We start from the raw sequence: 22,076 nt of genomic DNA, 5'->3' as shown, positions 1-22,076 counted from the left end.
TTCACCGCTCATTTCAGCCGCTCATTCAGCCAGTCAGAACCCGTGCCCCCAGCGCCAGCACCAGCGCGGGCACCATGACCAGCACGCCGACTTTCAGAAACTTCATGAAGCTCACATCCTCGCCCTCGCGGCGGATCGCGTTGAGCCACAGGATGGTTGCGAGCGAGCCGGTAATCGACAGATTCGGACCGAGATCGACGCCGATCAGCAGCGCGTCGATCACCCGCTCCGGGCTATGCGCCTGCATCACCGTCGAACTGGCGATCAAGCCGGCGGGCAGGTTGTTCATCAGATTGCTGCCGAACGCGATGATCGCGCCCGCCCAACCTGCGGTCGCCACTTCGTTATGTTCGGTCGCGCGGCGCAGCACCGTGGCGAGCGTGGTGATGACGCTGGTGTAATCGAGCATCTGCACCAGCACGAACAGCGCGGCGACGAGAGGCAGCACGCTCCACGAGATTTCGCGGATCATTGGCAGCGGCGATTTGCGCTCCTGGATCAGCACGACCAGCGCGGTCAGTGCGCCTAGAATCGCGGTGGGCAAACCGAGCGCGATGTCGTATGCGGACACGGTCAGCAGGACCACCGCCGTCACCGCGATCCCCGCCAGTGCCACCCGTCCGCTCGACGACAGCTCGACCGCGTCGAGATTCGCCTCGCAGGATCCGGCGAGCGCGTCGCGCTGGGTCCAGCGCAACATCGCATACGTGGCGACGATCGACAGCACCGACGGCAACGTGAAGCGCACCAGCCACGCGCCGAGCGCGGGCGTGTGATTGCCGTACAGCACGATGTTGGCGGGATTGGAAATCGGCAGCACGAAACTCGCTGCATTGGCGACCAGCGCGCAGACAAACAGCAACGGCAGCGGCGGCGTCTTCGCTTTTTTGGCAGCGGCAAACACGGCGGGCGTGAGCACGACGGCGGTGGCGTCGTTCGACAGAAACGCGGTGATCACCACGCCAACCAGATACACCAGCACGAACAGCTTGCGCGGCGAACCCTGCGCGTGGTTCACCGCGAGCACCGCGACCCAGTCGAACAATCCTTCTCTGCGGCCCACTTCAGACAGCACCATCATCCCGAACAGGAACAGATAAACGTCGGTGCCTTTGCCGATCGCCTCGATTGCCAGATGAACCGGCAACAGTCCGAATAGCACCAGCAGCAGCGCACCGGCGACCGCCCACACCGCCTCGGGCCACTTGAACGGCCTGGTGATGACGCCTGCGGTGGCGATGGCGGCAATGCCCCAAGACAGAAAGACGGAATTCACAGCGTAAGCCCTGGATTTTTTGTTGGTCTGCGGGCGCGATGCCCGAGCACGATGTCACGCATGAATCATTACGACCCGCGCCCGGGATTGCAAGCGCTGTGCCCGCGCGCTCACACCTGCGTGGATGCGGCCGGGTTCATGTAACCTTCGACGCTCGTCGAAGCCGGCGCGGCGTCGTCTGCGTTGTCGTTGTCTGCGTTGTCTGCGTTGTCTGCGTTGTCTGCGTTGTCTGCGTTGTCTGCGTTGGCGTTATGGCTGTCGTTGGCGTTATGGCTGTCGTTGGCGTTGTGACTGTCGCTGCGACCGTGATTGCCGTGCCGCAAGAAATCCGCGCCGGGCGCGGCTGGGTGCTTTCCGCTGCTACTCATGGATGGACCGCCCTCGTCTCAATTTAACCGGCAAATTACCACAGCGCTGTGTCCTGCCGATATTGGTCGGCCCACTGCCGGCGCCGATCGATTCAAGCGCTATTAACGTCACAGCGACAACAATCTGTTCCCTTCTCCCCGCCTATTCAGTTTTCATTGGCCTCCCTACCATTCGCATTCACTCGCCCTACCCCGCGATCCATGAGCACACCATGACATCACGTCCCGCTGATTCAGAACATTACAACGGTATTGCCATTGCGCTGCACTGGCTGATTGCGGCGCTGATTATCTGCGGCTTCTATATCGGCTGGATCATGACCGATATTCCCGGGTTCACGCCAACCAAGCTGAAGTACTTTTCGTGGCACAAGTGGATCGGCGTCACGGTCTTCGTACTCGCCGTGCTGCGCGTGCTGTGGCGCGCCACGCACCGCGCACCGCCGCTCGAGCGCGCCACACCGGCATGGCAGAAGGCTGCCGCCCATGCGGTGCATGGCCTGTTGTATCTGCTGATGCTGGCCATTCCGTTGTCCGGCTATTTCTATAGCTCGGCCGCCGGCATTCAGGTCGTGTATCTCGGCATCGTGCCGCTGCCGACCATCATCGGCCCCGATCAGGCATTGAAAGCGACGCTGCGCACGGTCCACGTGCTGTTGAATTACACCCTGCTGGCGCTCGTCGTCATGCATGTCGCCGCGGCGCTGAAGCATCAACTGCTCGACCGCGACGGATTGCTCGCGCGGATGATTCCGTTTTTGAAGTGATGCAGTGACCCACGTGTGGCCAGCGATTGATGCCGGATTGGCTCCCGCCCGTTGGCAATCTAATTCCCCTCAGTGCGCAATTAACGCACAGGGGTTCGATAGGATGCGTACCACCATGAAACCGACCGTCTTTCACTCTGTCAGTCAACGCGCTCAGCGCGTGACGCTCGCCGGCATCGCCGCCCTTTCCCTATTCGGCGTGAGCCTCGCGCACGCCGACGTCGACCTCGGCAAAAGCAGCGTGATTGCGACGACGAAACAGATGAACGTGCCCGTCGACGGCAAGTTCAAAAAGTTCTCAGCGCAACTGAATTTCGATCCGGCAAAGCCGACCGCCGGCAGCGCAAACGTGACAATCGACACCGCGAGCTACGACCTCGGCGCGGACGACTACAACAAGCAGGCGCAAGGCAAGGAATGGTTCGACAGCGCCACCTTCCCGAGCGCGACTTTCGTCTCCAGCGCAATTGCGCCGGCTGGCGGCAACCAGTACAAAATCACCGGCAAGCTCACCATCAAGGGCAAGTCGCAAACCATCGTCGTGCCGGTCAGCATCGCCAGCCAGGGCGGCACGCAAACCTTCGACGGCTCGGTGCCGATCAAGCGTTCGCAGTTCGACGTCGGCACCGGCGAATGGAAAGACACGTCGGTTGTCGCCGACGAAGTCGTCATCAAATTTCATCTTGTCGCTTCGAAAAAGTAACGCGCTTAAATACCCTTAACCGCACTTGACCGAAGCGTCGCAGCAGTTTTCTGAAACCTGGAGTACATCTTGAAAAAGCAATTCATGCTCGCCACCGGCGCACTCGCCGCTGCACTGTCGTTCAACGCAATCAGCGCGATGGCTGCCGACACGTATCAGCTCGATCCGACCCACACGTACCCGAGCTTCGAGACCGACCACTTCGGCGGCGTGTCGATCTGGCGCGGCAAGTTCAAGAAGAGCAGCGGCACCGTGGTGCTGGACCGCGCAGCAAAAACCGGCACGGTTGACGTGACGATCGACATGAACTCGGTGGACATCGGCAACGACAAGCTCGACGCCGAACTCGTCACCGACAAGTTCTTCGACACCGCGAAATTCCCGACCGCCGAGTACAAAGGCACGTCGATCCGCTTCGACGGCGACACGCCGGTGGAAGTGATCGGCACGCTGACCATGCACGGCATCACGAAGCCGGTCAACCTGAAGATCGAATCGTTCAAGTGCTTCACGAACCCGATGCTCAAGCGCGAAGTGTGCGGCACGGAATCGACCGCGACGTTCAACCGTGACGACTTCGGCGTCGACTTCGGCAAGGCGTACGGCTTCAAGATGAAGACCACGTTGCATATCCAGGCTGAAGGTATCAAGCAGTAAATCTGCGGGCTTTTTTTCGGCGGATGTTTAGCTGATCTCAGGGTTGCGGCAATGGGTTGAAAAGACCGATCACGTTGCCGCACCCTGCTTCCTCTGGCCCGCCCTCTTTCGCCGGATAGCCCCTGAAACAAGGCCTGTTCTGCGCGGAACGCCGGATTGAATCGGCGGTTTGGCAGGACTTACAGGTCATTCCTTCCGGTTTCATCTCCCGGCAAAACTTGAGCGCAAACAACCGCCTCAAGCGCCTGCTTTTCCCTTCATTGAAGCGCATCACCCGGTCGTAAAGTCGTCGGCAAGCGAATGGTTCTTGTCTGGAGACAGTACGATGCAATGGGTAAAAAATGCGGTTCCGGTCGCGCTGATCGCGACAGCCGCGATCGTGCTGTCCGGCACTGTTCACGCGCAGGAAATCTACGTTCACGGCGGCACGCTCGGCGTCGGTATCGGGGCGGCGCTACCGTTGAATTCATGGAGCGGCGTCCATGCGGAGATTGAAGGCTTCAGCCTGTCTCATTCATTCAACGCCGACGGCAACCGCTACGACGGCCATCTCAAGCTGCTGCAAGGCGGCGCCTACCTCGACCTGTTCCCGATTCCATCGAGCGGATTTCGTGTGACGGCCGGCGCGTTGATCAACGACAACCAGCTGAGCGCACAAGCGCAGCCGAACGCGCAAGGTGAGTTCAAGATCGGCGACGACTTCGTGCCGGCCGTGGGCGCGGCGCCGTCGGCGACCGCGACGTTACCGCGTGTGATGCCGTATGTCGGTATTGGTTACGGCCACAAACCCGTGTCGAAAGGCTTTGGCCTGACATTCGATCTCGGCGTCGCGTACGGCCGTCCGAGCACGACGTATTACGTGCCGGCCATTTATTCGACGCTGACGTCGCAAGCCAATATCGACCAGGAACAGCAGAGCATCAGCAACAGGCTGGCGCGTTACCGGCTCTATCCGGCGGTGCAGATCGGCTTGAGCTACCGGTTCTGAGCGGCGGCCGCGCAGGCCACTGACCCAGGCACCTGGCGCGGTGGAGCAAGGTAAGATTACGGTTTGGCAGACGGCTCGCGGAGCGCCGCGCCGCCACTGCTCACGCCATCCGTTTTCGATTGACCATGACTTCTGCCAGCCGCCGCATAGCCCACCTCGACATGGACGCGTTCTACGCGTCCGTCGAGCTATTGCGCTATCCGGAACTGCGTGGCCAGGCGGTGGTGATTGGCGGCGGCCGCGACGCCGTACCGGAAAAGCTCGAAGACGGCACGCTGCGCTTTGCCCGATTGCGCGATTACGCGGGGCGCGGTGTCGTCACCACCTCCACGTACGAGGCCCGCGCGCTCGGCGTATTTTCGGCGATGGGCATGATGAAGGCCGCCGTGCTCGCGCCGGACGCGATCCTGTTGCCCACCGACTTCGATTCGTACCGCCATTACTCGCGTGTGTTCAAAGCCGCGGTGGCGGAGTTCACGGACCGTATCGAGGACCGGGGAATCGATGAAATCTACCTCGATCTGACCGAGTTGCCGGGCGAGCCGCGCGAGATCGCCGCGCGTATCAAACAGGCGGTCAATCAGGCCACGGGTCTCACCTGCTCGATCTGCGTCGCGCCGAACAAGTTGCTGGCGAAAATCGGCTCCGAACTGGACAAACCCGACGGCCTGACGATCCTGACACCCGACGACGTGCCGTTGCGCGTATGGCCTCTGCCCGTGCGCAAGGTCAACGGCATCGGGCCGAAAGCCGCGGAAAAACTGACGCTGCTGGGGCTCGCCACCGTCGGCGATCTGGCCGCCGCCGACGCGGGCTTGCTCCAGGACAATTTTGGCCGCAGCTATTCGGCATGGCTGATGCAGATCGCCCAAGGGCATGACGAGCGGCCGGTGGTGGTCGAATCGGAGCCGAAATCGATGAGCCGCGAGACGACCTTCGAGCGCGATCTGCATCCGCGTCACGACCGCCCGGCATTATCCAGCGCGTTCACCGGACTGTGCGTGCGGGTCGCCGAAGACCTCGTGCGCAAAGGTTATGTGGGACGCACGGTGGGGATCAAACTGCGCTACGACGATTTCCGCACGGTCACGCGCGATCTGACGCTGGACGAACCCACCGCCGACGCCACCGAAATCCGGCGCGCGGCAACCGAGTGCCTACGCAGGGTGGAATTGAACCGCAAGCTGCGGCTGCTTGGCGTGCGCGTGAGCGCATTGACGCCGGTGGGCGCGGTCGTGCCCAAACCGCGCCTGCCGGTTCAGGCCGACTTGCCTTTTGCCAGCGACGAATAACCGGCCGATTCTGTCGCCGCGGCGGCATCCGCGCGCAACACGTGTACGCCGCTGTCTGCCTGCGACGCCGCGACCGAAAACGAAAACGTATTGATCCCGTCCGCGCTCTGCGCTGTCACCTTGCCGCGATGCATCTCAGCAATCGCCTTCACGATGGCCAGACCGAGCCCGTGATTTTCGCGGCTATTCGTGCGCGAGACTTCCGCGCGATAAAAACGGTCGAACAGATGTTCGAGCGTGTCCGGCGGAATTGGCTCACCAGGATTGGCGACCTCCACGCGCACATGTTCATCTTCACGCACGATCGTCACGCTGATCGCAGCACCCGGCTCGCAATGCTGGATCGCGTTCATCAGCAGATTCGTACACGCGCGGCCAAACAGCGAACGGTTCACCCGCGACATCGCATCGCCGTGCAAGCTGGCATGCACGCGCGCTTCTTCGAGCGGAATTTCCAGAAACTCCAGCGTATGCGCGACTTCTGCCGCCAGCGATACCTCGATCAGTCCCGTCGCGCGTTCACCCTGATCGGCGCGTGCGAGGAACAACATGTCGTTGATGATCGCGCGCATGCGTTCGAACTCTTCGAGATTCGATTGCAGCGTATGGCGCAGATCGTCGACGGTGCGATTGCTGCGCGTCAACGCGACTTCGGTCTGGCCGATCAGAATGGTCACCGGCGTGCGCAACTCATGCGCAACGTCCGCGTTGAACGATTCGAGCCGGCCATACGCGCCGTCCAGTCTTTCGAGTGCGCCATTGAACGAATTGGCCAGGTCGTTCAGTTCGAGCGGCAGCGACGCGGTATTCAGACGCTGCGAGCGATTATTCGGGCTCACCGCCGATGCGTCGCGTGTCAATCGTGTGAGCGGCTCCAGGCCGATGCGCGTGACCGAGTAGCTGAGCAGCAGCACGGCAAGACTGCCGAGCGCCGATAAAGCGGCGAGCGCCGAGCCGAACACGCGCATGGTCCGCACGTTCGGCGAATAGCTGACGCCCACCTGCAACTGCACCGTTGGACGCGCGGCGTTGGCCGGTATCGTCATCGTGGCGATCAGCATGTCGGGGCCGCCGTCGGCAGGTGTCACGCGCTGATAGCCGCCCGGCCAGCTACGCACCACTGTGCCCACCACCGGCTGGCCATAATGGAAACCGGTGTCCGCGCTGGTCGCCGCGTACACCGTGCTGCTGTCGTGCGGCGTCATGTCGGTGAGTTTTTCGCGGACCATCCGCCACTTTTCCGGCGTCACTGCGTGATAGACGATGATCTTCGCGATCTGCGTGCGGTCGTCCAGCGACTCGCGCAAATGATGTTCGAGTTGCGTGCGCAATACGAGGAACAGGCCGGTGCCGACCAGCGTGAACACGAACAGCGCGACACACGCGAACATCAACGCAAGACGGCGGGCGATCGACCGGTTCATGATTGTTCCGCCTCCTCGCGTACTTCGAGTACGTAGCCCATGCCGCGCACGGTGTGCAGCAATTTCGACGGGAACGGCCCGTCGAGTTTCGCGCGCAATCGTTTGATCGCGGTCTCGACCACGTTGGTGTGGCTGTCGAAATTGACGTCCCAGACAAGTTCGGTAATTGCCGTCTTCGACAGAATGTCGCCTTGCCGGCGGGCCAGCACGCTCAGCAACTGAAATTCCTTGGCGGTCAGATCGAGGCGCACGCCGTCGCGGGTCGCGCGGCGGCCGATCAGATCGACGAACAGATCGCCGACCGAAATCAGTGTGGATTCCTGCGAACGCGTGCGACGCGCCAGCGCGTGCAGCCGTTCAACCAGTTCCAGAAAAGAGAAGGGTTTAGTCAGGTAGTCGTCCGCGCCTTCGCGCAGGCCGCGCACGCGGTCGTTCACATGATCGCGGGCGGTCAGCATGATGACCGGGGTCGACTTGCGCATGCGCAGCGCCTTGAGCACGCTGAAGCCGTCGCGCTTGGGCAGCATCACGTCGAGGACGATCACGTCGTAATCGAACTCGGTGGCAAGATGCATGCCCTCCTCACCGTCGAGAGCGATATCGACCACCCAGCCCTGCTCTGTCAAACCGGAACGCAAGTAGTCCACGACCTTGTGCTCGTCTTCAACAATCAGCAATTTCATGCGCGTCCCCTTGAATTTGCATTATACGAAACGCTCTGAATTTCCTCCGGCTCGCGGGCATCCATCATGTGCGTGGCTCACCGTGCGGGAGCCATCGCCTCCTTCGACTCGTTGGGTTGCGGGTTGGCGGGTGGCTGGCCCGCTGAACTGGACACGTCCGTGCCCACCTCCCAGCCGCCGCCGAGCGCCTTCACCAGCGACACCGACAGCGTCATCTGCTGGCCGTGAATCTGCACATCCTGGCGCTCGCTGGTCAGCAGAGACTGCTGCGCGGTAATCACGTCGAGGTACGCGACGAGGCCACCCGAATAGCGGTCATTGGCGAGCGACAACAAACGCTGCGCGTCGGCCACGGCTTCGTGCGACTGGCTTGCCGCGCCGTCCAGCACCGACAGGCCGGTAATGCCGTCCTGCACCTGCTGGAACGCGCTCAGCACGGTCTGACGGTAATTCGCCTCGGTCGCCTTGTAGCCCTCGCTCGCATATTTGACGTTGGCCGCACGGCGGCCGCCGTCGAACAATACCTGGCCTACCGCTGCACCAAGCGTCCACATCAGCGTCGGCGCACTCAACAGGCTCGCGAACTGCGTGCTTTCCCAGCCGATGCTCGGCGTCAGCGTCAAGCTCGGAAAAAACGCCGCCTTGGCGACGCCGATCTGCGCGTTAGCCGCCGCCATTGCACGTTCCGCCGACGCGATATCGGGCCGCCGTTGCAGCACGTCGCTCGGCACGCCGAGGGGAATCGACGGCACTTTCACGTCGAGTACTTTCGGTGCGATCGCGAACTGCGGCGCAGGCACGCCCACCAGCGCGGCAATCGCGTGCTCGAACTGCGCGCGCTGGTTCAGCAGCAGTTGCGCCTGCACGCGAGTCGAATCGAGCAGCGATTTCTGTTGCAGCACGTCGAGTCCCGACACCGAACCGAGATCGTGTTCGGACGTGACGTAGTCGAGCGCCTTCTGCTGCAGCTGTACTGCCTGGTTCAGCACGTCGATCTCGGAGTCGAGCTCGCGCAGCGAAAAATAGTCGGTGGCGAGATCGGTGGTGAGCACCAGCCGCGCATTCGCAAGATCGTCGGCCGATTGTTCCGCCGACGCCTTCGCGCCCTCCACCTCACGACGTATCCGGCCGAATAGATCGGTGTCGTAGTTGATGGTCGGGCCGAGCTGCACGTTGTTCTGTACCGTCGACATGGTCGGCGTGTCGTAATTGGTCAGCGGCCGGTTTTGCGAAATCCGGAAGCGTGACGCCTGCGCGCCAAAATCGACTTCGGGAATCTGCTGCGCGCTGGTATTGGCCAGCGTCGCCCTGGCCTGCGCATAATGCGCGCTGGCCGCGACCAGCGTCTGGTTCTGCGCGAGCGCCTGGCTCTCCAGCGTGCCGAGCATCGGGTCGCCGAAGCTGCTCCACCAGTCCGGCGACACCGGCGCGTGCGACGGCGTGGCGACGCGCCAGTACGAATCGGTTTGCCAGGTGGGCGGCACCTCGGCCTGCGGCCGTGCATAGTCCGGCCCGACCGTGCACGCGGCCAGCGACAGCGCCATCCCCGCAAGGCTCGCCGCGCCCGTCAACGCGGTGATCTTCCGGCGTGGGCCCGCGTACTTCACGACGCCCCCTTGCCGTTCGGCTGCTGCGGCGCGATCTGCACGTGGTCGCCGTCCGCGACCGAATCGCTCGGATTGATGATGACCTTGTCGTTCGGCTCGATCCCGCTCTCAATTTCGAGCGACAGGCCGAGATCCTGCGCGATCACGATCTTGCGCAATGCTACCGTACCCTTACTGTCGACCACCGCGACCCGCGGACCTTCGGCACGGAACAGCAGTGCGTTGCCAGGCACCATCAGCCGCGCGTGCGCCACGGCCGGCACCGCGACCTGGACATACGCGCCGGGACGCAGCTTGCTGTCGGGATTCGGCAGCGTGACTTCGATCTGCAGCGAGCGGGTGGGCACGTCGATCGCGCCGGAAATGTGCGTGATCGTGCCGTGGAACTGCTGCCCCGGCAATTCAGCCTGCGTGACCACGACGTTCTGTCCGACCGACACGTTTTGCGCGTACGCCTGCGGCAGTTGCACGTAGACCCGCAATGGGTCCGACTGCGCCAGCGCGAACAGCGCCCGGCTGGTGCCGCTGCCTGCGTCGATCAGGTCGCCGACGTCGACGTTGCGCTGCGTGACCACGCCCGCAAACGGCGCGACGATGCGCTTGAACGATTCGAGTTGCTGCAGACGTTTCACGTTGGCATCGGCGGCGGCGAGGTTGGCGACGTCCTGCGCATACGTGCTTTGCCGTTCGTCGAGTTCCTGTTGCGACACCGCATCGCGTTGACGCAATTGCTGCCAGCGATCCAGCGAGCTTTTGGCAAGCCCCAGGCTCGAACTGGTTTGTTGACGCTGCGCCAATGCCTGCGCGAGTTCCTGATCGATTTCCGGCGTGTCGAGTTCGGCGAGCAATTGCCCCTGCTTCACGCGCGCGCCGATATCGGCGTACCAGTGCAGCAGATAACCGGTGGAGCGTGCGTAGATCGGCGACTCGACAAAACCGCGCAACGTGCCTGGCAACAGCGTGTTGCCGCTGCCTTCGGTCTGCGTCGGCGTGACGACGTTCACGTATTGCGTGGCATTCTGGCGCGTGGTCTGCTCAGTCGAACGGCTTTGCAGCACGTTCGCGATGACGGTCCGCAATGCGCCCAGCGCGAGCAGCACCAGCACGATCCAGATCGCGATCTTCGCGCGTTTCCATTCGCGATTGCGCGGCGGCAATGCGTGCCCCCCTTCTGTTTCTCGCGAGGGGATCGCTAGCGATGCATGAGTTTTTTCGGTCATCTCAGTCAGCCATCTCAGTCAGCCGTCATTTATCTTTACGCGGGCTGGATAGCGCCGCCGTGGGCCGGCGCGGGTTCGTTACCCGCACCGCCATTGCCGCGGTCGCCACCATTGCCACTGCCTTTGCCTTCGTTGCCATGGCCGGCGCTGTCGCGTTTGCCCTCTTCATGGCCGCTGCCACCGTCGTTGCCGTGACCGCCGCCGTCGCCGCCGTGGTTACCGCCGCCGTTGCCGCCACCATCGTCATCGCCGCCATCCTTACGATGTTTGCGAGCCAGACGCGAATGAATCGCGGCGAACACGAGCGGCACGAAGAACAGCGTGGATACCGTTGCGAACAGCAGGCCGCCAATCACCGCGCGACCCAACGGTGCATTCTGCTCGGCGCCTTCGCCCCACCCCAGCGCCATCGGAATCATCCCGATGATCATCGCGAACGCGGTCATCAGCACCGGACGAATCCGGCTGGCGCCCGCTTCGAGCGCAGCGGTAAGCGGAGGCGAACCGCCCAGCAGCCGCTGCCGCGCGAATGCCACCATCAGAATACTGTTGGCCGTGGCCACGCCCATCGTCATGATCGCGCCGGTCAACGCCGGCACGCTCAGATGCGTGCCCGTCAGGAACAGCATCCACACGATGCCCGCGAGCGCCGCCGGCAATGCGCTGATGATGATCAGCGGATCGACCCACGACTGGAAGTTCACCACGATCAGCAGATACACCAGCACGATCGCCATCGCCACGCCGAGACCCAGCCCAAAGAACGAACTGCGCATGGTCTGTACCTGGCCGCGCACGGTGATCGTACTGCCGCGCGGCAGCGAGCCGCGCACATTGTTCACGAGCTTGTCGACCTGATTCGCGACGCTGCCCAGATCGCGATTCTCGACGCTCACATACAGGTCGATCACGGGCCGGATGTTGTAGTGCGTGACCAGCGCGAACTGATTTTTCGGCGACACGCTCACCAGATTGCCGAGCAATTGCGTCGGCCCGTTGGTGGTCGCCGACACCGGCGTGCGCAGCAATTCGTCGATCGACGAAATCTGATACTGCGGTGTTTGCACCGCGACCTGGTATTCAACGCCGTTCTTGTTGTTGAACCAGAATCCCGGCGAGGTTTGCGAGCTGCCCGACAACGAAATCAGCACGTTCTGCGACACATTGTTCGCGTTCAGATTCAGTTGCTGCAAGCGTGTGCGATCCATCTGAAGATTGATCACGGGCTCGTCCAGTTTCTGCTGGATGTGCGTATCGACCGTGCCCGGAATCATCCGCACCTGTTTGAGCAGCTTGCGCGCAACGTCGAAGTTGCCCTGCTGATCCGCACCCGCAATCTGCACGTCAACCGCGGCCGGCAAACCGAAATTCAGAATCTGCGTCACGATGTCGGCCGGCTGGAAGAAAAACTCCACGCCCGGAAAACGTTGCGGCAGGATCGTGCGCAACTTGTCCATGTAGATTTGCGAGGGTTTGTGGTCTTCGTTAAGCGCCACCTGAATCTCGCCGTCGAGCGTGCCGATCGTGCCCGAGTTGCTGTACGACAGATTGATACCGCTATACGGCAAACCCAGGTTATCGAGGATCGTGCCGAGGTCCTTCTGCGGTACGACCTGGCGGATCACGTTCTCGACCTGGTCCGCCAGACGGGCCGTTTCTTCGATCCGGGTACCGGTCGGCGCGCGCATGTGCAGTCGAATATCCCCGGCATCGACGGTTGGGAAAAAGTCCTCGCCGAGCACGAATACCAGCCCCATCGAGACCACGCAGAAGCCCAGAAACACACTGCCGAACACACCGCGCCTGGTCAGCACGCTGCTCAGAATCATGATGTAGCCGGCGCGCATGCGCTCGAAGCCGCGATCAAAGCGCTGATACAGACGCATGAACAGGTTCGGCTTCGCGCCCTCTTTCGGCTTGTGCGCGTGGCCCATGAACAGCATGGCCAGCGTCGGCACCAGCGTACGCGACAGAATGTACGACGCGATCATCGCGAACACGACGGCTTCGGCAAGCGGCACGAACAGATAGCGCGCGACGCCGGTCAGGAAGAACATCGGCACGAACACGATACAGATACACAGCGTGGAGACGAGTGCCGGAATCGCGATTTCGCCCGCACCGTCGAGAATCGCATCGTGCAGATTGGTGCCCATATGCAGATGCCGTTCGATATTCTCGATCGTCACCGTTGCATCGTCGACCAGAATCCCGACGGCCAGCGCGAGCCCGCCGAGCGTCATGATGTTGATGGTCTGCCCTAGCGCATGCAGCACGATCAGCGACGAGAGAATCGACAGAGGAATCGAGATCGCGATGATGCAGGTGCTGCGCCAGTTACCGAGGAACAGCAGAATCATCGCGGCGGTCAGCGCGGCGGCAATCAGCGCTTCACGCACCACGCCCTGCACCGCCGCCTTCACGAACACCGACTGGTCGAACAGCGCCGTGATGGTCAGGTCCGGCGGCAAGGCGGCGCGTGCGCCCGGCAACAGGCCCTTGAGCGAATCGACAATCGACAGGGTCGACGCGCTGCCGTTTTTCAGCACCGACAACAGCACGCCGCGATGGCCGTTCTGACGCACGATATTGGTCTGCGGAGAGAAACCGTCGCGTACGTGCGCGACTTCACGCAGATAGGTCGTCGCGCCGTTCAGCGTGCGTACCGGGATGTCGTTCAGCCCTTCCACCGTGGCGGGCGAGCCGTTCATGTTGATCGTGTATTCCTTCGGCCCGATCTTGGCGGTGCCGGTTGGCAGAATCAGGTTTTGCGCGTTGAACGCGTTGACCACGTCGCTGGGCGTCAAGCCTTTTGCGAGCAACGCGCGCGTATCGAGGTCGACGGAAATCAGGCGTGATTTACCACCGTACGGATACGGCACGGCCGCGCCCGGAATCGTCACGAGTTGCGGACGCAGGAAGTTCAGCGCCGTATCGTTTAGCGATTGCTCGGAAAGCTTCGGGCTCGACAAGCCAAGCTGGATCACGGGAATGCTCGACGCCGAGTAGCTGATCACCAGCGGCGGTGTTGCGCCTGGCGGCATCTGCTTTAACTGCGCCTGTTCGACGGCCACCGTCTGCGCAATCGCTGTCTGGATGTTCGCAGTCGGCTGCAGGAAGATCTTCAGGATCGCGATGCCGGCAAGCGATTGCGACTCAATGTGCTCGATGTCGTTGACGGTGGTGGTCAGACTGCGCTCATTGACCGACGTGATGCGGTTGGCCATGTCCTCAGCGGACAGACCCGTGTACGACCAGATAATGCTGACCACCGGAATGTTGATTTCCGGAAGCACGTCGACCGGCGTGGTGAACAGCACAAACGGCGTCGCCAGCAAGATCAGAATAGCCATCACGATGAACGTGTATGGCCGTTTAAGCGCTACGTTGACGATCCACATTGAAACGCGCCTGAGAGGATGCAGGTGAGGGGGATGGGTGAATCTGCGCTTATGCTAGATCGGTAGCACCAACACCTGCATGGCGCGAAAATGGCCAGATTGTCAGGAAGGTAGTTGTAAGCGTTTTCGCCCGCTCGAACCCGCCGGTATCCGCAGATGAATGGCGGCAGGCAAACGTTTGTTAAAGAAAGATACGCGCGGTTAGTGGCATGTTGCCCCGCGCGAGGGGCGGCGCCCTGCTGAAATATAGAGAAATATACTTTCAGATTGATTCGTGGAAAGCAAATCTTCGCGCGTCAGATGAAACAAAAAAAGCTGCCCGACCGTGCGGTCGGGCAGCTTTTTCGTTTTGCGCGGCAGTATTTCGCGCCGTGCTACTTGGCGAACAATGACGACATATCGGCAAACGCCTTGAATTCCAGTGCATTGCCCGACGGATCGAGGAAGAACATCGTTGCCTGTTCGCCGACTTCGCCCTTGAAACGCACGTGCGGTTCGATGATGAAGTCGATACCCGCGCTTTGCAGCTTGTCCGCAGCGGCCTGCCATTGCTCCATCGACAACACCGCGCCGAAGTGCCGGACCGGTACCGCATCGCCGTCGACCTTGCTGGTCTGACGGTGGCCGATTTCGTCGGGCGCGAGGTGCGCGACGATCTGGTGGCCGTAGAAGTTGAAATCGACCCACGCCTCCGAACTGCGCCCTTCCGGACAGCCGAGCAGTTCGCCGTAGAACTCGCGGGCAGCGGCGAGGCTATGGACAGGAAACGCCAGATGGAACGGCGGCACAACGTTTTCGGCAACGCTCATGATTGAAAAACTCGCTGAGGGAGTGGATTTGATCGGGTAGCTGCGCCAGGCGCGAAGCCGTACGCATGAGACGCCCAGTCTAACCATGATTAAAAATGATGAAAAACGATATATATTTGACCTGACCAACACCAAAATCGATCAATCGATTCATGCTAAGCGAACTCAAAACCTTCATTGCCGTCAGCCAGTACCGCACATTCTCCGCCGCGGGTGCGCGCATCGGGCTGACGCAGTCGGCTGTCAGCGCGCAGATGCAGCGGCTCGAAGAGGAACTTGGCTTCGCGCTGTTCGACCGCACCGGCCGCTCCGCTACGCTCAACGACGCGGGGCGTGAAACGCTCACACTCGCCGAAGAGATGATGACGCTCTACGCGCGGCTTTCCGAGCGCAACACCGGCGCGGCGGAAAGCGGCATGCTGCGGGTCGGCGCGATAGCGTCCGCGCAAGTGTCGTTGCTCGCCGACGCGCTGGCCAGCTTTCGCGACGACCGCCCCGGCTGGCGGATTCGTGTCGTGCCTGGCGTGTCGCTGGGTTTGCTGGGCCAAGTCGATTCCGGCGAACTCGATCTGGCCGTCATCATCAAGCCGCCATTCGCGCTGCCGTCCGAACTCGAATGGCGCACGCTCGTCAACGAGCCGTTCGTGCTGCTCGCGCCAAAGAAGCTCGCGCGTAGTCAGCCCTCGTGGCGTGAGTTGCTGAAGAGCGAACCGTTTATCCGCTATGACCGGACGTCGTTTGGCGGCAGGCTGGTCGAGCGCTTTTTGAGGCGTTCGCGGCTGAATGTGCATGACGTGATCGAACTCGACGAATTGCAGGCGATCGTGCAACTCGTCGCACGCGGTATCGGTGTCGCGCTGATTCCGAATACGGTAGGGCTCGGCAAATGGCCGGCCAATGTCGCGATGCTCGAACTGGGCGACGCGACCTTTCACCGAGAGATCGGGCTGGTGCAGCGTCCGCGCCATAGCCGTCAGGCGGTGACGGAGGCGCTCGCCGATTGCATCGGGACGGCGGCGGGCGGGTGATTGTCGACCGTGACGAGGTCGCCGGCAGAGTGTGCTGCTGCGTGAATTGCCAAGTGTATCTGTGAGGGTCGGACAACGGCGGGCAGAATTCTGGCTCATCCGTTGAATGTGGAATGTCATCCCATCATGACCGTCGCCCCCTTCCTCACCGCCGATGTCCTGATCGCCTACAGCGCCTACTTCGTCGGCACGGCGAGTCCCGGGCCGAGCAATCTGGCCATCATGTCGCTCGCGATGAGCGCGGGCCGCCGCGCCGCGCTGACGTTCGCGCTGGGTGTGGTGACCGGGTCGTTCTCGTGGGCCTTGCTGGCGTCGCTGGGTTTGTCGGCGGTGCTCGCAACGTATTCGGAATGTCTGATCGCGATCAAGCTTGCCGGCGGCCTTTATCTGTTGTGGCTCGGGTTCAAATCCGCGCGCTCGGCGTTCAGCCCGGCACCGTTGGCCACTAGCGCTGCGCGGCCGAACGAGCCGCTCAGGCGGCTTTATCTGCGAGGTCTTCTGTTGCACCTCACCAATCCGAAGGCAGTTCTGGTGTGGCTGTCGATCGTCTCGCTCGCGATGTCGCCGGCCAGCGGACCATCGCATACGCTGCCGGTGGTACTCGGCTGCATGGCAATCGGGGGCGCCGTGTTCAGCAGCTACGCGGTGCTGTTCTCGACCGCGTCGGCCCGGCGCATTTACGTCGCGATTCGACGCTGGCTCGACGGATCGCTTGCGATCATGTTCGGCATTGCCGGCATCAAGATGCTCACGTCGAAGAGCTAACGCTTGTCTCGACGCGAGCCGCAAGCGCCGGGCTGCGCGTTATGCTCTGCGATACTGTCAGCTCGATGACGCAAGCGCACAGGCGAACACAATGAGCGGTAGTCAAAAGGCGGACCCGGCAGCGCCGCACTGGCCGTGGCGAAAACGGTTGTATCGGGCGGGCGTGGCCGTGTTGCTCGCGGGTCTGATCGCCGCGGCGATTATCTATGCGAGCGCCGCGCGGCCAGACAGCACTGCTTCGATGTATGCAATCACCGACCCGCGTTATCAGATCGAATTGCAGCATATTGGCGGCAATGCGGCGGTGTTCATGGCACAGCTTCATCAGTGGTTCGACGGCTTGTGGCACGGCACTGCGCTGGCTTATACGGTGGCCGTGGCGGGCATGGCCATCGCGGGCATATGTTTCTTCGTCGGCTATTTTTTCGCCGACGAAGAAACGTGAAGTACCCTGCGATCCCCACGACCGGCGAAACGCCCTACATCGGTCGGCGGGTCAGTCGGCCCGCACGCATCGCCTAAGTCATCCCTCTTACCGGTCCATCCGGCTTCTCCACCCCGGCCATGCTCAGCGCCTCGTGCAATGTGCTGAAAATGCATCGTTCCTCGACAATCGGCGTAATGCCGTGCCGGTCCATGTCCGAGCGCAGATAACGGTTCACGCGCGCGAAAATCACCTCGATGCCGCTGCGCTTTATCGTCTCGCACAACTCGCCGATCGAGCGCGCCGCCGAATAATCGAGATCGGTGATCGCACTTGCGTCGATCACGAACCAGCGCACCGCGCTCGGTGCCCGCTCGATCAGACGCCGCGTGTCGTCGACGAAAAAGTGGTCGTTCGCATAGAACAGGTCGGCGCCGAAGCGATAGACGATCAACCCCGGCGCGGTCTGGATACCCGGTGCAGCGGGCACCGGCACCCAGACGCCGTCTTCGCCGGGCGCGAGAATCATCGTATGCGGACGATAGCTGTGGCGCACGTGCCGCAGCAACGAGAGCGCCACCGCCATCAGAATGCCGTGCTCGACGCCGATCAGGACCACCGCTGCGGCCGTGACGACGGCCAGCGTAAATTCACCGGGACTTTCGCGACGAATCGCGAACAGCGTCTTCACATCGATCAGGCCGATTGCGATCGTGAACACGATGCTGGCAAGAATGCAGTGCGGCAGATATTGCAGATAGCGGCTGAAAAACAGTAGCACGACCACCACCACGAGCGCGAATACGAACTGCGCGAACTGGCTGCGAGTGCCGGCGCGGTCGGCCATCGCGGTTTGAGTCGGACTGCCGTTGACCACGAATGCGCCGGAAAAAGCCGCTGCGGCGTTAGCCGCGGCGATCCCGAGCAGATCGGCATTGGTATCGACCGACTCGTGATAACGCTCGGCGAAAACGCGGCTCGCGGCGGCGCTTTGCGCGACGATCATCACGAAGCACGAGGCCGCGACCGGCAGCAGATCGAGCGTTTGCTGCCATGTCACCGACGGCATGCTGAGCGGCGGCAAGCCACCCGCCACGGGCCCCAGCACGGAGATGCCGCGGGCGGCGAAACCGTAGATATCACTAGCCGCAATCCCAGCGACGACGGCAATCAACGGCACCGGCAAACGGGGGAAAAACCGCTTGCAGGCCAGAATGGCCACGACCACCAGCACTGAAATGGCGAGGGTCGGCAGGTTGAGATGGGCCGCCTGCCGCACCACCAGCAAAAGCTGATCGGTACTGCGCGAGGCCGCGCCGGACACTCCGACCATATCGCCCAGCATCGCGATGCCGACCTGTACGCCAACGCCGGCGAGAAAACCGACCAGCACGGTGCGCGACAGGAAGTCGGCCAGAAAGCCTAATTTAAAAATTCGCGCGATGAATAGCAGGCCGGCGGTCAGCAACGCGACCATGCCCGCCAGCGCTGCGTATTCGGCGCTCGACGGCGGCGCCATGGTGGAAAGCCGGCTGGCGAAGATCGTGGCGGTGGCGGAATCGGCGGCGACGATGAGATGCCGAGACGCGCCGAAAAAGGCAAACGCAATCAGCGGTAGAAATACGGTGTAAAGCCCGGTGACAGCGGGCATGCCGGCGATACGCGCATAGCCGAGTACTTGCGGAATATCCATCGACGCAAGCTGCACACCGGCTACTGCATCGCGAGCCGCTGCAGCGCGGCTCAAAGGAAGGATGCCCTTCAGCACGCCAAAGCGCGCCGCTATATTCGCCAGAAAATCTTGCATACGCGATGCTGCCCCAAACTTAGGTTATCGCGCATCGTGCCGCGACGGGGCATACAAAAGCAAGACTTAACGCTGGCTCAGCCAATCGCGATCCGCCGCGAAAATCGCTTCGGCAACCCAACTGGCGCAGCATTCGAACTTCGGATTTAACGCTTGAACTGACCTGTCTGCGGATCAATGCGCCGCGCAAAACCAAACAGCCCAACGATGCAAACTGGACAGACAACCAGGAACACGGCCAACATCACCACCACCCCGTAACAATTTGTTACTGACAATTCTAAGCGATCGGCATGCATCTGGAATAAGTGGAAACGGCAAGGCTTTATTGCGACTGATTACGACAATCTTTCGCAAGTGCTTCGATTTAAACCGGACAACACGGTGAAATCACGCATGTTGAACGCGCAAAACCCTTGATGCAGCGGGACGCAAACCTTTGCTTACGATCTGCGGGATTTGCGCCGTTCCATGGCGCGACGACGCGCTCTGCGCGGGCGCCCGGTAAGAATTAGAGATATTCCTCTACCTATCAGTATAAATTACCGAATATCGGCTCACTCGGGTTATTGCCTATCTGGTTCGCACACCCGCCAATCAACGCAGGGGCAACGACGACGGCGGGCCGCCGCCGCTCTCCCCGTATAATCCCGCATGATCCGAATTCCTCTCCCTATGCCCTCCCGGGCACTCATGGCTTGCTGCCAGACCGTCCACCACCTCCCGGTGGTCGCATGAAGACTCCGAAACGCCTGCTCCCGCTCGTCGAAGAAGGTTTGATCGACGAAGTCATCTCCCAGTTGATGAGCGGTAAGGAAGCGACCGTCTACGTAGTCCGCAGCGGCGATTCGATTCGTTGCGCGAAGGTTTATAAGGACGCTAAACAGCGCAGCTTCCGCCAGGCCGCGTCCTATCGCGAAGGCCGCAAGGTCAAGAACAGCCGCCAGCAACGTGCGATGGAAAAAGGCAGCCGCTACGGCCGCGAAGTGCAGGAACAGGCGTGGCAGAACGCTGAAGTCGACGCACTGTTCCAACTCGCCAACGCGGGCGTGCGTGTGCCGCAACCGTTCATCTGCACGGACGGCGTGTTGCTGATGGAGTTGGTGACGGATGCCGACGGCAACGTCGCGCCGCGTCTGAACGATGTGGACATGACCGAACAGCGAGCGCTCGAATTGCACGCATCGCTGCTGAACGAGGTGGTGCGGATGCTGTGCGCCGGCATGATTCACGGCGATCTGTCTGAATACAACATCCTGCTCGCGGCGGATGGTCCGGTGATCATCGACCTGCCTCAAGCGGTGGATGCCGCCGGCAATCTCGAAGCGCCCGCCATGCTGGAGCGTGACGTCGACAACCTCGCCGCCTATTTCGGGCGCTTTGCACCTGCGTTGCTCGACGCGAGTTATGGCAAGGAAATCTGGGCGCTGTATGAAGCGGGTGCGCTGCACGTCAACGCGGAATTGACGGGCCGGGTCGAGCAGGACACTACGCCGATCGATCTCGAAGCCGTGCTGCAGGAGCTCGAAGATACCCGGCTCGATGAAGAGGCGCGTTTGCGTTATGAGCAGTCGCTGCACAGCGGCACGTAGGACAACCGTAGGCGGCGTGCGAAGGAACCGCGGCCCACACTAGTGGCCGCACCCAGATGCGATTCTGGATCGCCGTTGCGGGACTGGGAAGAGACTCAGCCAGGCCTTGAACAAGAACCCGCAGCTTGCCAAAGCTCAGCAACCCTGGAACGGCGCAGCGAAGTTACCCAGCGCTGCCCAAACGTGTCTCCTTGAGCGCCGATACTGCCGCCTTCGGCGCCGGCCCGACCGACCCACGCATCGTCACGCTGACCGGAAACTCGCGGAAAATCTCCCACGTCGTCCGGTAGCACTGGTTGAGCAGCCAGCGCACTGCGTTCTGCGTCAACTCCGCCGTCGGGATATGCACCGACGTCAGGCCAGGCGCGGTATAAGCGGCCGAGTAATCATCGTCGTAACCGATCACTGACATCTCTTCCGGCACCGACACGCCCGCCTGATGCAGACGCGCGAGCGCGCTCACCGCCATCGTGTCGTTCGCGCAGAACACGCCGGTGACGCGCCGTTTCGCGTCGAGCAGCTTTTGCGCGGACTCGTAGCCGCCTTCGGACGAGAAGTCCGATTCGATCAGCGTGACGTCGTCGCGCGCAATGCCTTCACGCGCCAGTTCGGCAAAGAAACCGTCAAGCCGGATCTGGTTGTCCGATGCCGTGAACGGTCCCGATATCACGCCGATCTCGCGATGCCCGTGGTCCAGCAGCGTACGCGCCGCCAGCTCGCCGCCGCGCCGATGGTCGGCGCAAAACGACGCGTCCGGCAACTGTTCGAATCCGCGATTGAGAAACACCATCTTCGGATGCATGCGGTGCAGCATGATCAGGTCTTCGTCGTGCAGATCGTGGCTGATCACCACGACGCCGTCGCAATCGCGGCCAATCAGAAAACGTACCGCCTCGATTGCCTGTTCGCGCGGCGATACTTCTCCGCAGCCGGTTGCCACCACGACGTGGCGGTGCACCGCGCGCAGTTCGGTGTCGGTCTGCTTGAGAATCGTGCCGTAGTAGGAGCCGAAAAACGTTGGCACGAAGATGCCGACCATGCCGAGCGACTGCATCGCCATCGCGCGGCCAATCGATGACGGGCGGAAGTTCAGCTGCTCGATCGCCGCATTCACGCGCGCGGCGGCGTCGGCGGAAATCGGCCCTTTACCGGAAATGGCGCGCGACGCGGTTGACATGCCCACGCCCGCGAGTGCCGCGACATCCTTGAGTGTAGCCACGCGGTTCTCCGTCAGCCAGGTTGATTCGAATGACGCCGCATACGGG

The 22,076-nt window shown here is 62.0% G+C and carries 19 protein-coding genes; 9 read left to right on the top strand and 10 right to left on the bottom strand.

Annotated elements, in window-relative coordinates:
• Window positions 1–25: 25 nt before the first annotated feature.
• A complete protein-coding gene (locus LMG28727_RS13220; RefSeq protein ID WP_201642760.1) occupies window positions 26–1,276 on the bottom strand; it encodes an arsenic transporter in 1,251 nt (416 codons plus the stop codon).
• A gap of 110 nt (window positions 1,277–1,386) precedes the next feature.
• On the bottom strand, window positions 1,387–1,644 hold the full coding sequence (locus tag LMG28727_RS13215) for a hypothetical protein (RefSeq protein ID WP_201642759.1): 258 nt from the start codon (window positions 1,642–1,644) through the stop codon (window positions 1,387–1,389).
• A 212-nt stretch (window positions 1,645–1,856) separates the two neighbouring features.
• Between LMG28727_RS13215 and LMG28727_RS13210 the strand changes: the two genes are divergently transcribed.
• The 5 genes from LMG28727_RS13210 to dinB all read left to right on the top strand — a co-directional run bounded on the left by LMG28727_RS13210 (window position 1,857) and on the right by dinB (window position 6,051).
• On the top strand, window positions 1,857–2,411 hold the full coding sequence (locus LMG28727_RS13210) for a cytochrome b (RefSeq protein ID WP_201642758.1): 555 nt from the start codon (window positions 1,857–1,859) through the stop codon (window positions 2,409–2,411).
• 115 nt (window positions 2,412–2,526) lie between these two features.
• The gene (locus LMG28727_RS13205; protein WP_201642757.1) at window positions 2,527–3,114 is read left to right on the top strand and encodes a YceI family protein; all 588 of its coding nucleotides are present in this window, start codon (window positions 2,527–2,529) and stop codon (window positions 3,112–3,114) included.
• 69 nt (window positions 3,115–3,183) lie between these two features.
• On the top strand, window positions 3,184–3,771 hold the full coding sequence (locus LMG28727_RS13200; RefSeq protein WP_201642756.1) for a YceI family protein: 588 nt from the start codon (window positions 3,184–3,186) through the stop codon (window positions 3,769–3,771).
• A 325-nt stretch (window positions 3,772–4,096) separates the two neighbouring features.
• Window positions 4,097–4,759 carry a hypothetical protein gene (locus LMG28727_RS13195; protein WP_201642755.1) on the top strand — a complete coding sequence of 221 codons (663 nt, stop codon included), beginning with the start codon at window positions 4,097–4,099 and terminating at the stop codon, window positions 4,757–4,759.
• A 125-nt stretch (window positions 4,760–4,884) separates the two neighbouring features.
• Window positions 4,885–6,051, top strand: coding sequence for a DNA polymerase IV (dinB, locus tag LMG28727_RS13190; protein ID WP_201642754.1), 1,167 nt, complete (start codon window positions 4,885–4,887; stop codon window positions 6,049–6,051).
• On the opposite strand, the gene LMG28727_RS13185 is transcribed toward dinB, so the two are convergent.
• The 6 genes from LMG28727_RS13185 to LMG28727_RS13160 all read right to left on the bottom strand — a co-directional run bounded on the left by LMG28727_RS13185 (window position 6,018) and on the right by LMG28727_RS13160 (window position 15,195).
• Window positions 6,018–7,475, bottom strand: a complete 1,458-nt coding sequence (locus tag LMG28727_RS13185; RefSeq protein ID WP_201642753.1) for a heavy metal sensor histidine kinase — start codon at window positions 7,473–7,475, stop codon at window positions 6,018–6,020. The two genes, dinB and LMG28727_RS13185, sit on opposite strands and share 34 nt — an antisense overlap.
• On the bottom strand, window positions 7,472–8,158 hold the full coding sequence (locus LMG28727_RS13180; RefSeq protein ID WP_074767774.1) for a heavy metal response regulator transcription factor: 687 nt from the start codon (window positions 8,156–8,158) through the stop codon (window positions 7,472–7,474). Before LMG28727_RS13180 ends, LMG28727_RS13185 begins: the two co-directional genes overlap by 4 nt.
• 77 nt (window positions 8,159–8,235) lie before the next feature.
• Window positions 8,236–9,702: an efflux transporter outer membrane subunit gene (locus LMG28727_RS13175; RefSeq protein WP_201642890.1), complete on the bottom strand. Its 1,467-nt coding sequence runs from the start codon at window positions 9,700–9,702 to the stop codon at window positions 8,236–8,238.
• Between the two features lie 59 nt (window positions 9,703–9,761).
• Complete coding sequence (locus LMG28727_RS13170; RefSeq protein ID WP_201642752.1) at window positions 9,762–10,985, bottom strand: efflux RND transporter periplasmic adaptor subunit; 1,224 nt, start codon at window positions 10,983–10,985, stop codon at window positions 9,762–9,764.
• Window positions 10,986–11,020: 35 nt separating this feature from the next.
• The gene (locus LMG28727_RS13165; protein ID WP_236591817.1) at window positions 11,021–14,386 is read right to left on the bottom strand and encodes an efflux RND transporter permease subunit; all 3,366 of its coding nucleotides are present in this window, start codon (window positions 14,384–14,386) and stop codon (window positions 11,021–11,023) included.
• A gap of 374 nt (window positions 14,387–14,760) precedes the next feature.
• Window positions 14,761–15,195 (bottom strand): VOC family protein, encoded by a 435-nt coding sequence (locus LMG28727_RS13160; RefSeq protein WP_201642751.1) that lies wholly within the window; start codon window positions 15,193–15,195, stop codon window positions 14,761–14,763.
• A gap of 152 nt (window positions 15,196–15,347) precedes the next feature.
• Here LMG28727_RS13160 and LMG28727_RS13155 point away from each other — a divergent pair, with 152 nt between their 5' ends.
• From LMG28727_RS13155 to LMG28727_RS13145, 3 genes are all read left to right on the top strand, one after another.
• Window positions 15,348–16,223: a LysR family transcriptional regulator gene (locus tag LMG28727_RS13155; RefSeq protein WP_201642750.1), complete on the top strand. Its 876-nt coding sequence runs from the start codon at window positions 15,348–15,350 to the stop codon at window positions 16,221–16,223.
• 126 nt (window positions 16,224–16,349) lie between these two features.
• Window positions 16,350–16,988 carry a LysE family translocator gene (locus LMG28727_RS13150; RefSeq protein WP_201642749.1) on the top strand — a complete coding sequence of 213 codons (639 nt, stop codon included), beginning with the start codon at window positions 16,350–16,352 and terminating at the stop codon, window positions 16,986–16,988.
• A 91-nt stretch (window positions 16,989–17,079) separates the two neighbouring features.
• Window positions 17,080–17,433 carry a hypothetical protein gene (locus LMG28727_RS13145; protein WP_201642748.1) on the top strand — a complete coding sequence of 118 codons (354 nt, stop codon included), beginning with the start codon at window positions 17,080–17,082 and terminating at the stop codon, window positions 17,431–17,433.
• A 73-nt stretch (window positions 17,434–17,506) separates the two neighbouring features.
• Here the strand turns inward: LMG28727_RS13145 and LMG28727_RS13140 are convergent, their stop codons facing one another.
• Window positions 17,507–19,219 carry a SulP family inorganic anion transporter gene (locus LMG28727_RS13140; RefSeq protein ID WP_201642747.1) on the bottom strand — a complete coding sequence of 571 codons (1,713 nt, stop codon included), beginning with the start codon at window positions 19,217–19,219 and terminating at the stop codon, window positions 17,507–17,509.
• Window positions 19,220–19,953: 734 nt separating this feature from the next.
• Here LMG28727_RS13140 and LMG28727_RS13135 point away from each other — a divergent pair.
• Window positions 19,954–20,811 carry a PA4780 family RIO1-like protein kinase gene (locus LMG28727_RS13135; RefSeq protein ID WP_201642746.1) on the top strand — a complete coding sequence of 286 codons (858 nt, stop codon included), beginning with the start codon at window positions 19,954–19,956 and terminating at the stop codon, window positions 20,809–20,811.
• A 163-nt stretch (window positions 20,812–20,974) separates the two neighbouring features.
• Here LMG28727_RS13135 and LMG28727_RS13130 read toward each other — a convergent pair whose 3' ends face one another.
• Entirely contained in the window at window positions 20,975–22,030 is a 1,056-nt protein-coding gene (locus LMG28727_RS13130; RefSeq protein WP_201642745.1) for a LacI family DNA-binding transcriptional regulator, read from the bottom strand.
• Window positions 22,031–22,076: the final 46 nt, after the last annotated feature.

The organism is Paraburkholderia metrosideri (genome assembly GCF_904848625.1).
GTDB lineage: Bacteria > Pseudomonadota > Gammaproteobacteria > Burkholderiales > Burkholderiaceae > Paraburkholderia > Paraburkholderia metrosideri.
The sequence above is the reverse complement of the archived record's forward strand: the minus strand, read 5'-3'. Positions and strand labels throughout refer to the sequence as shown.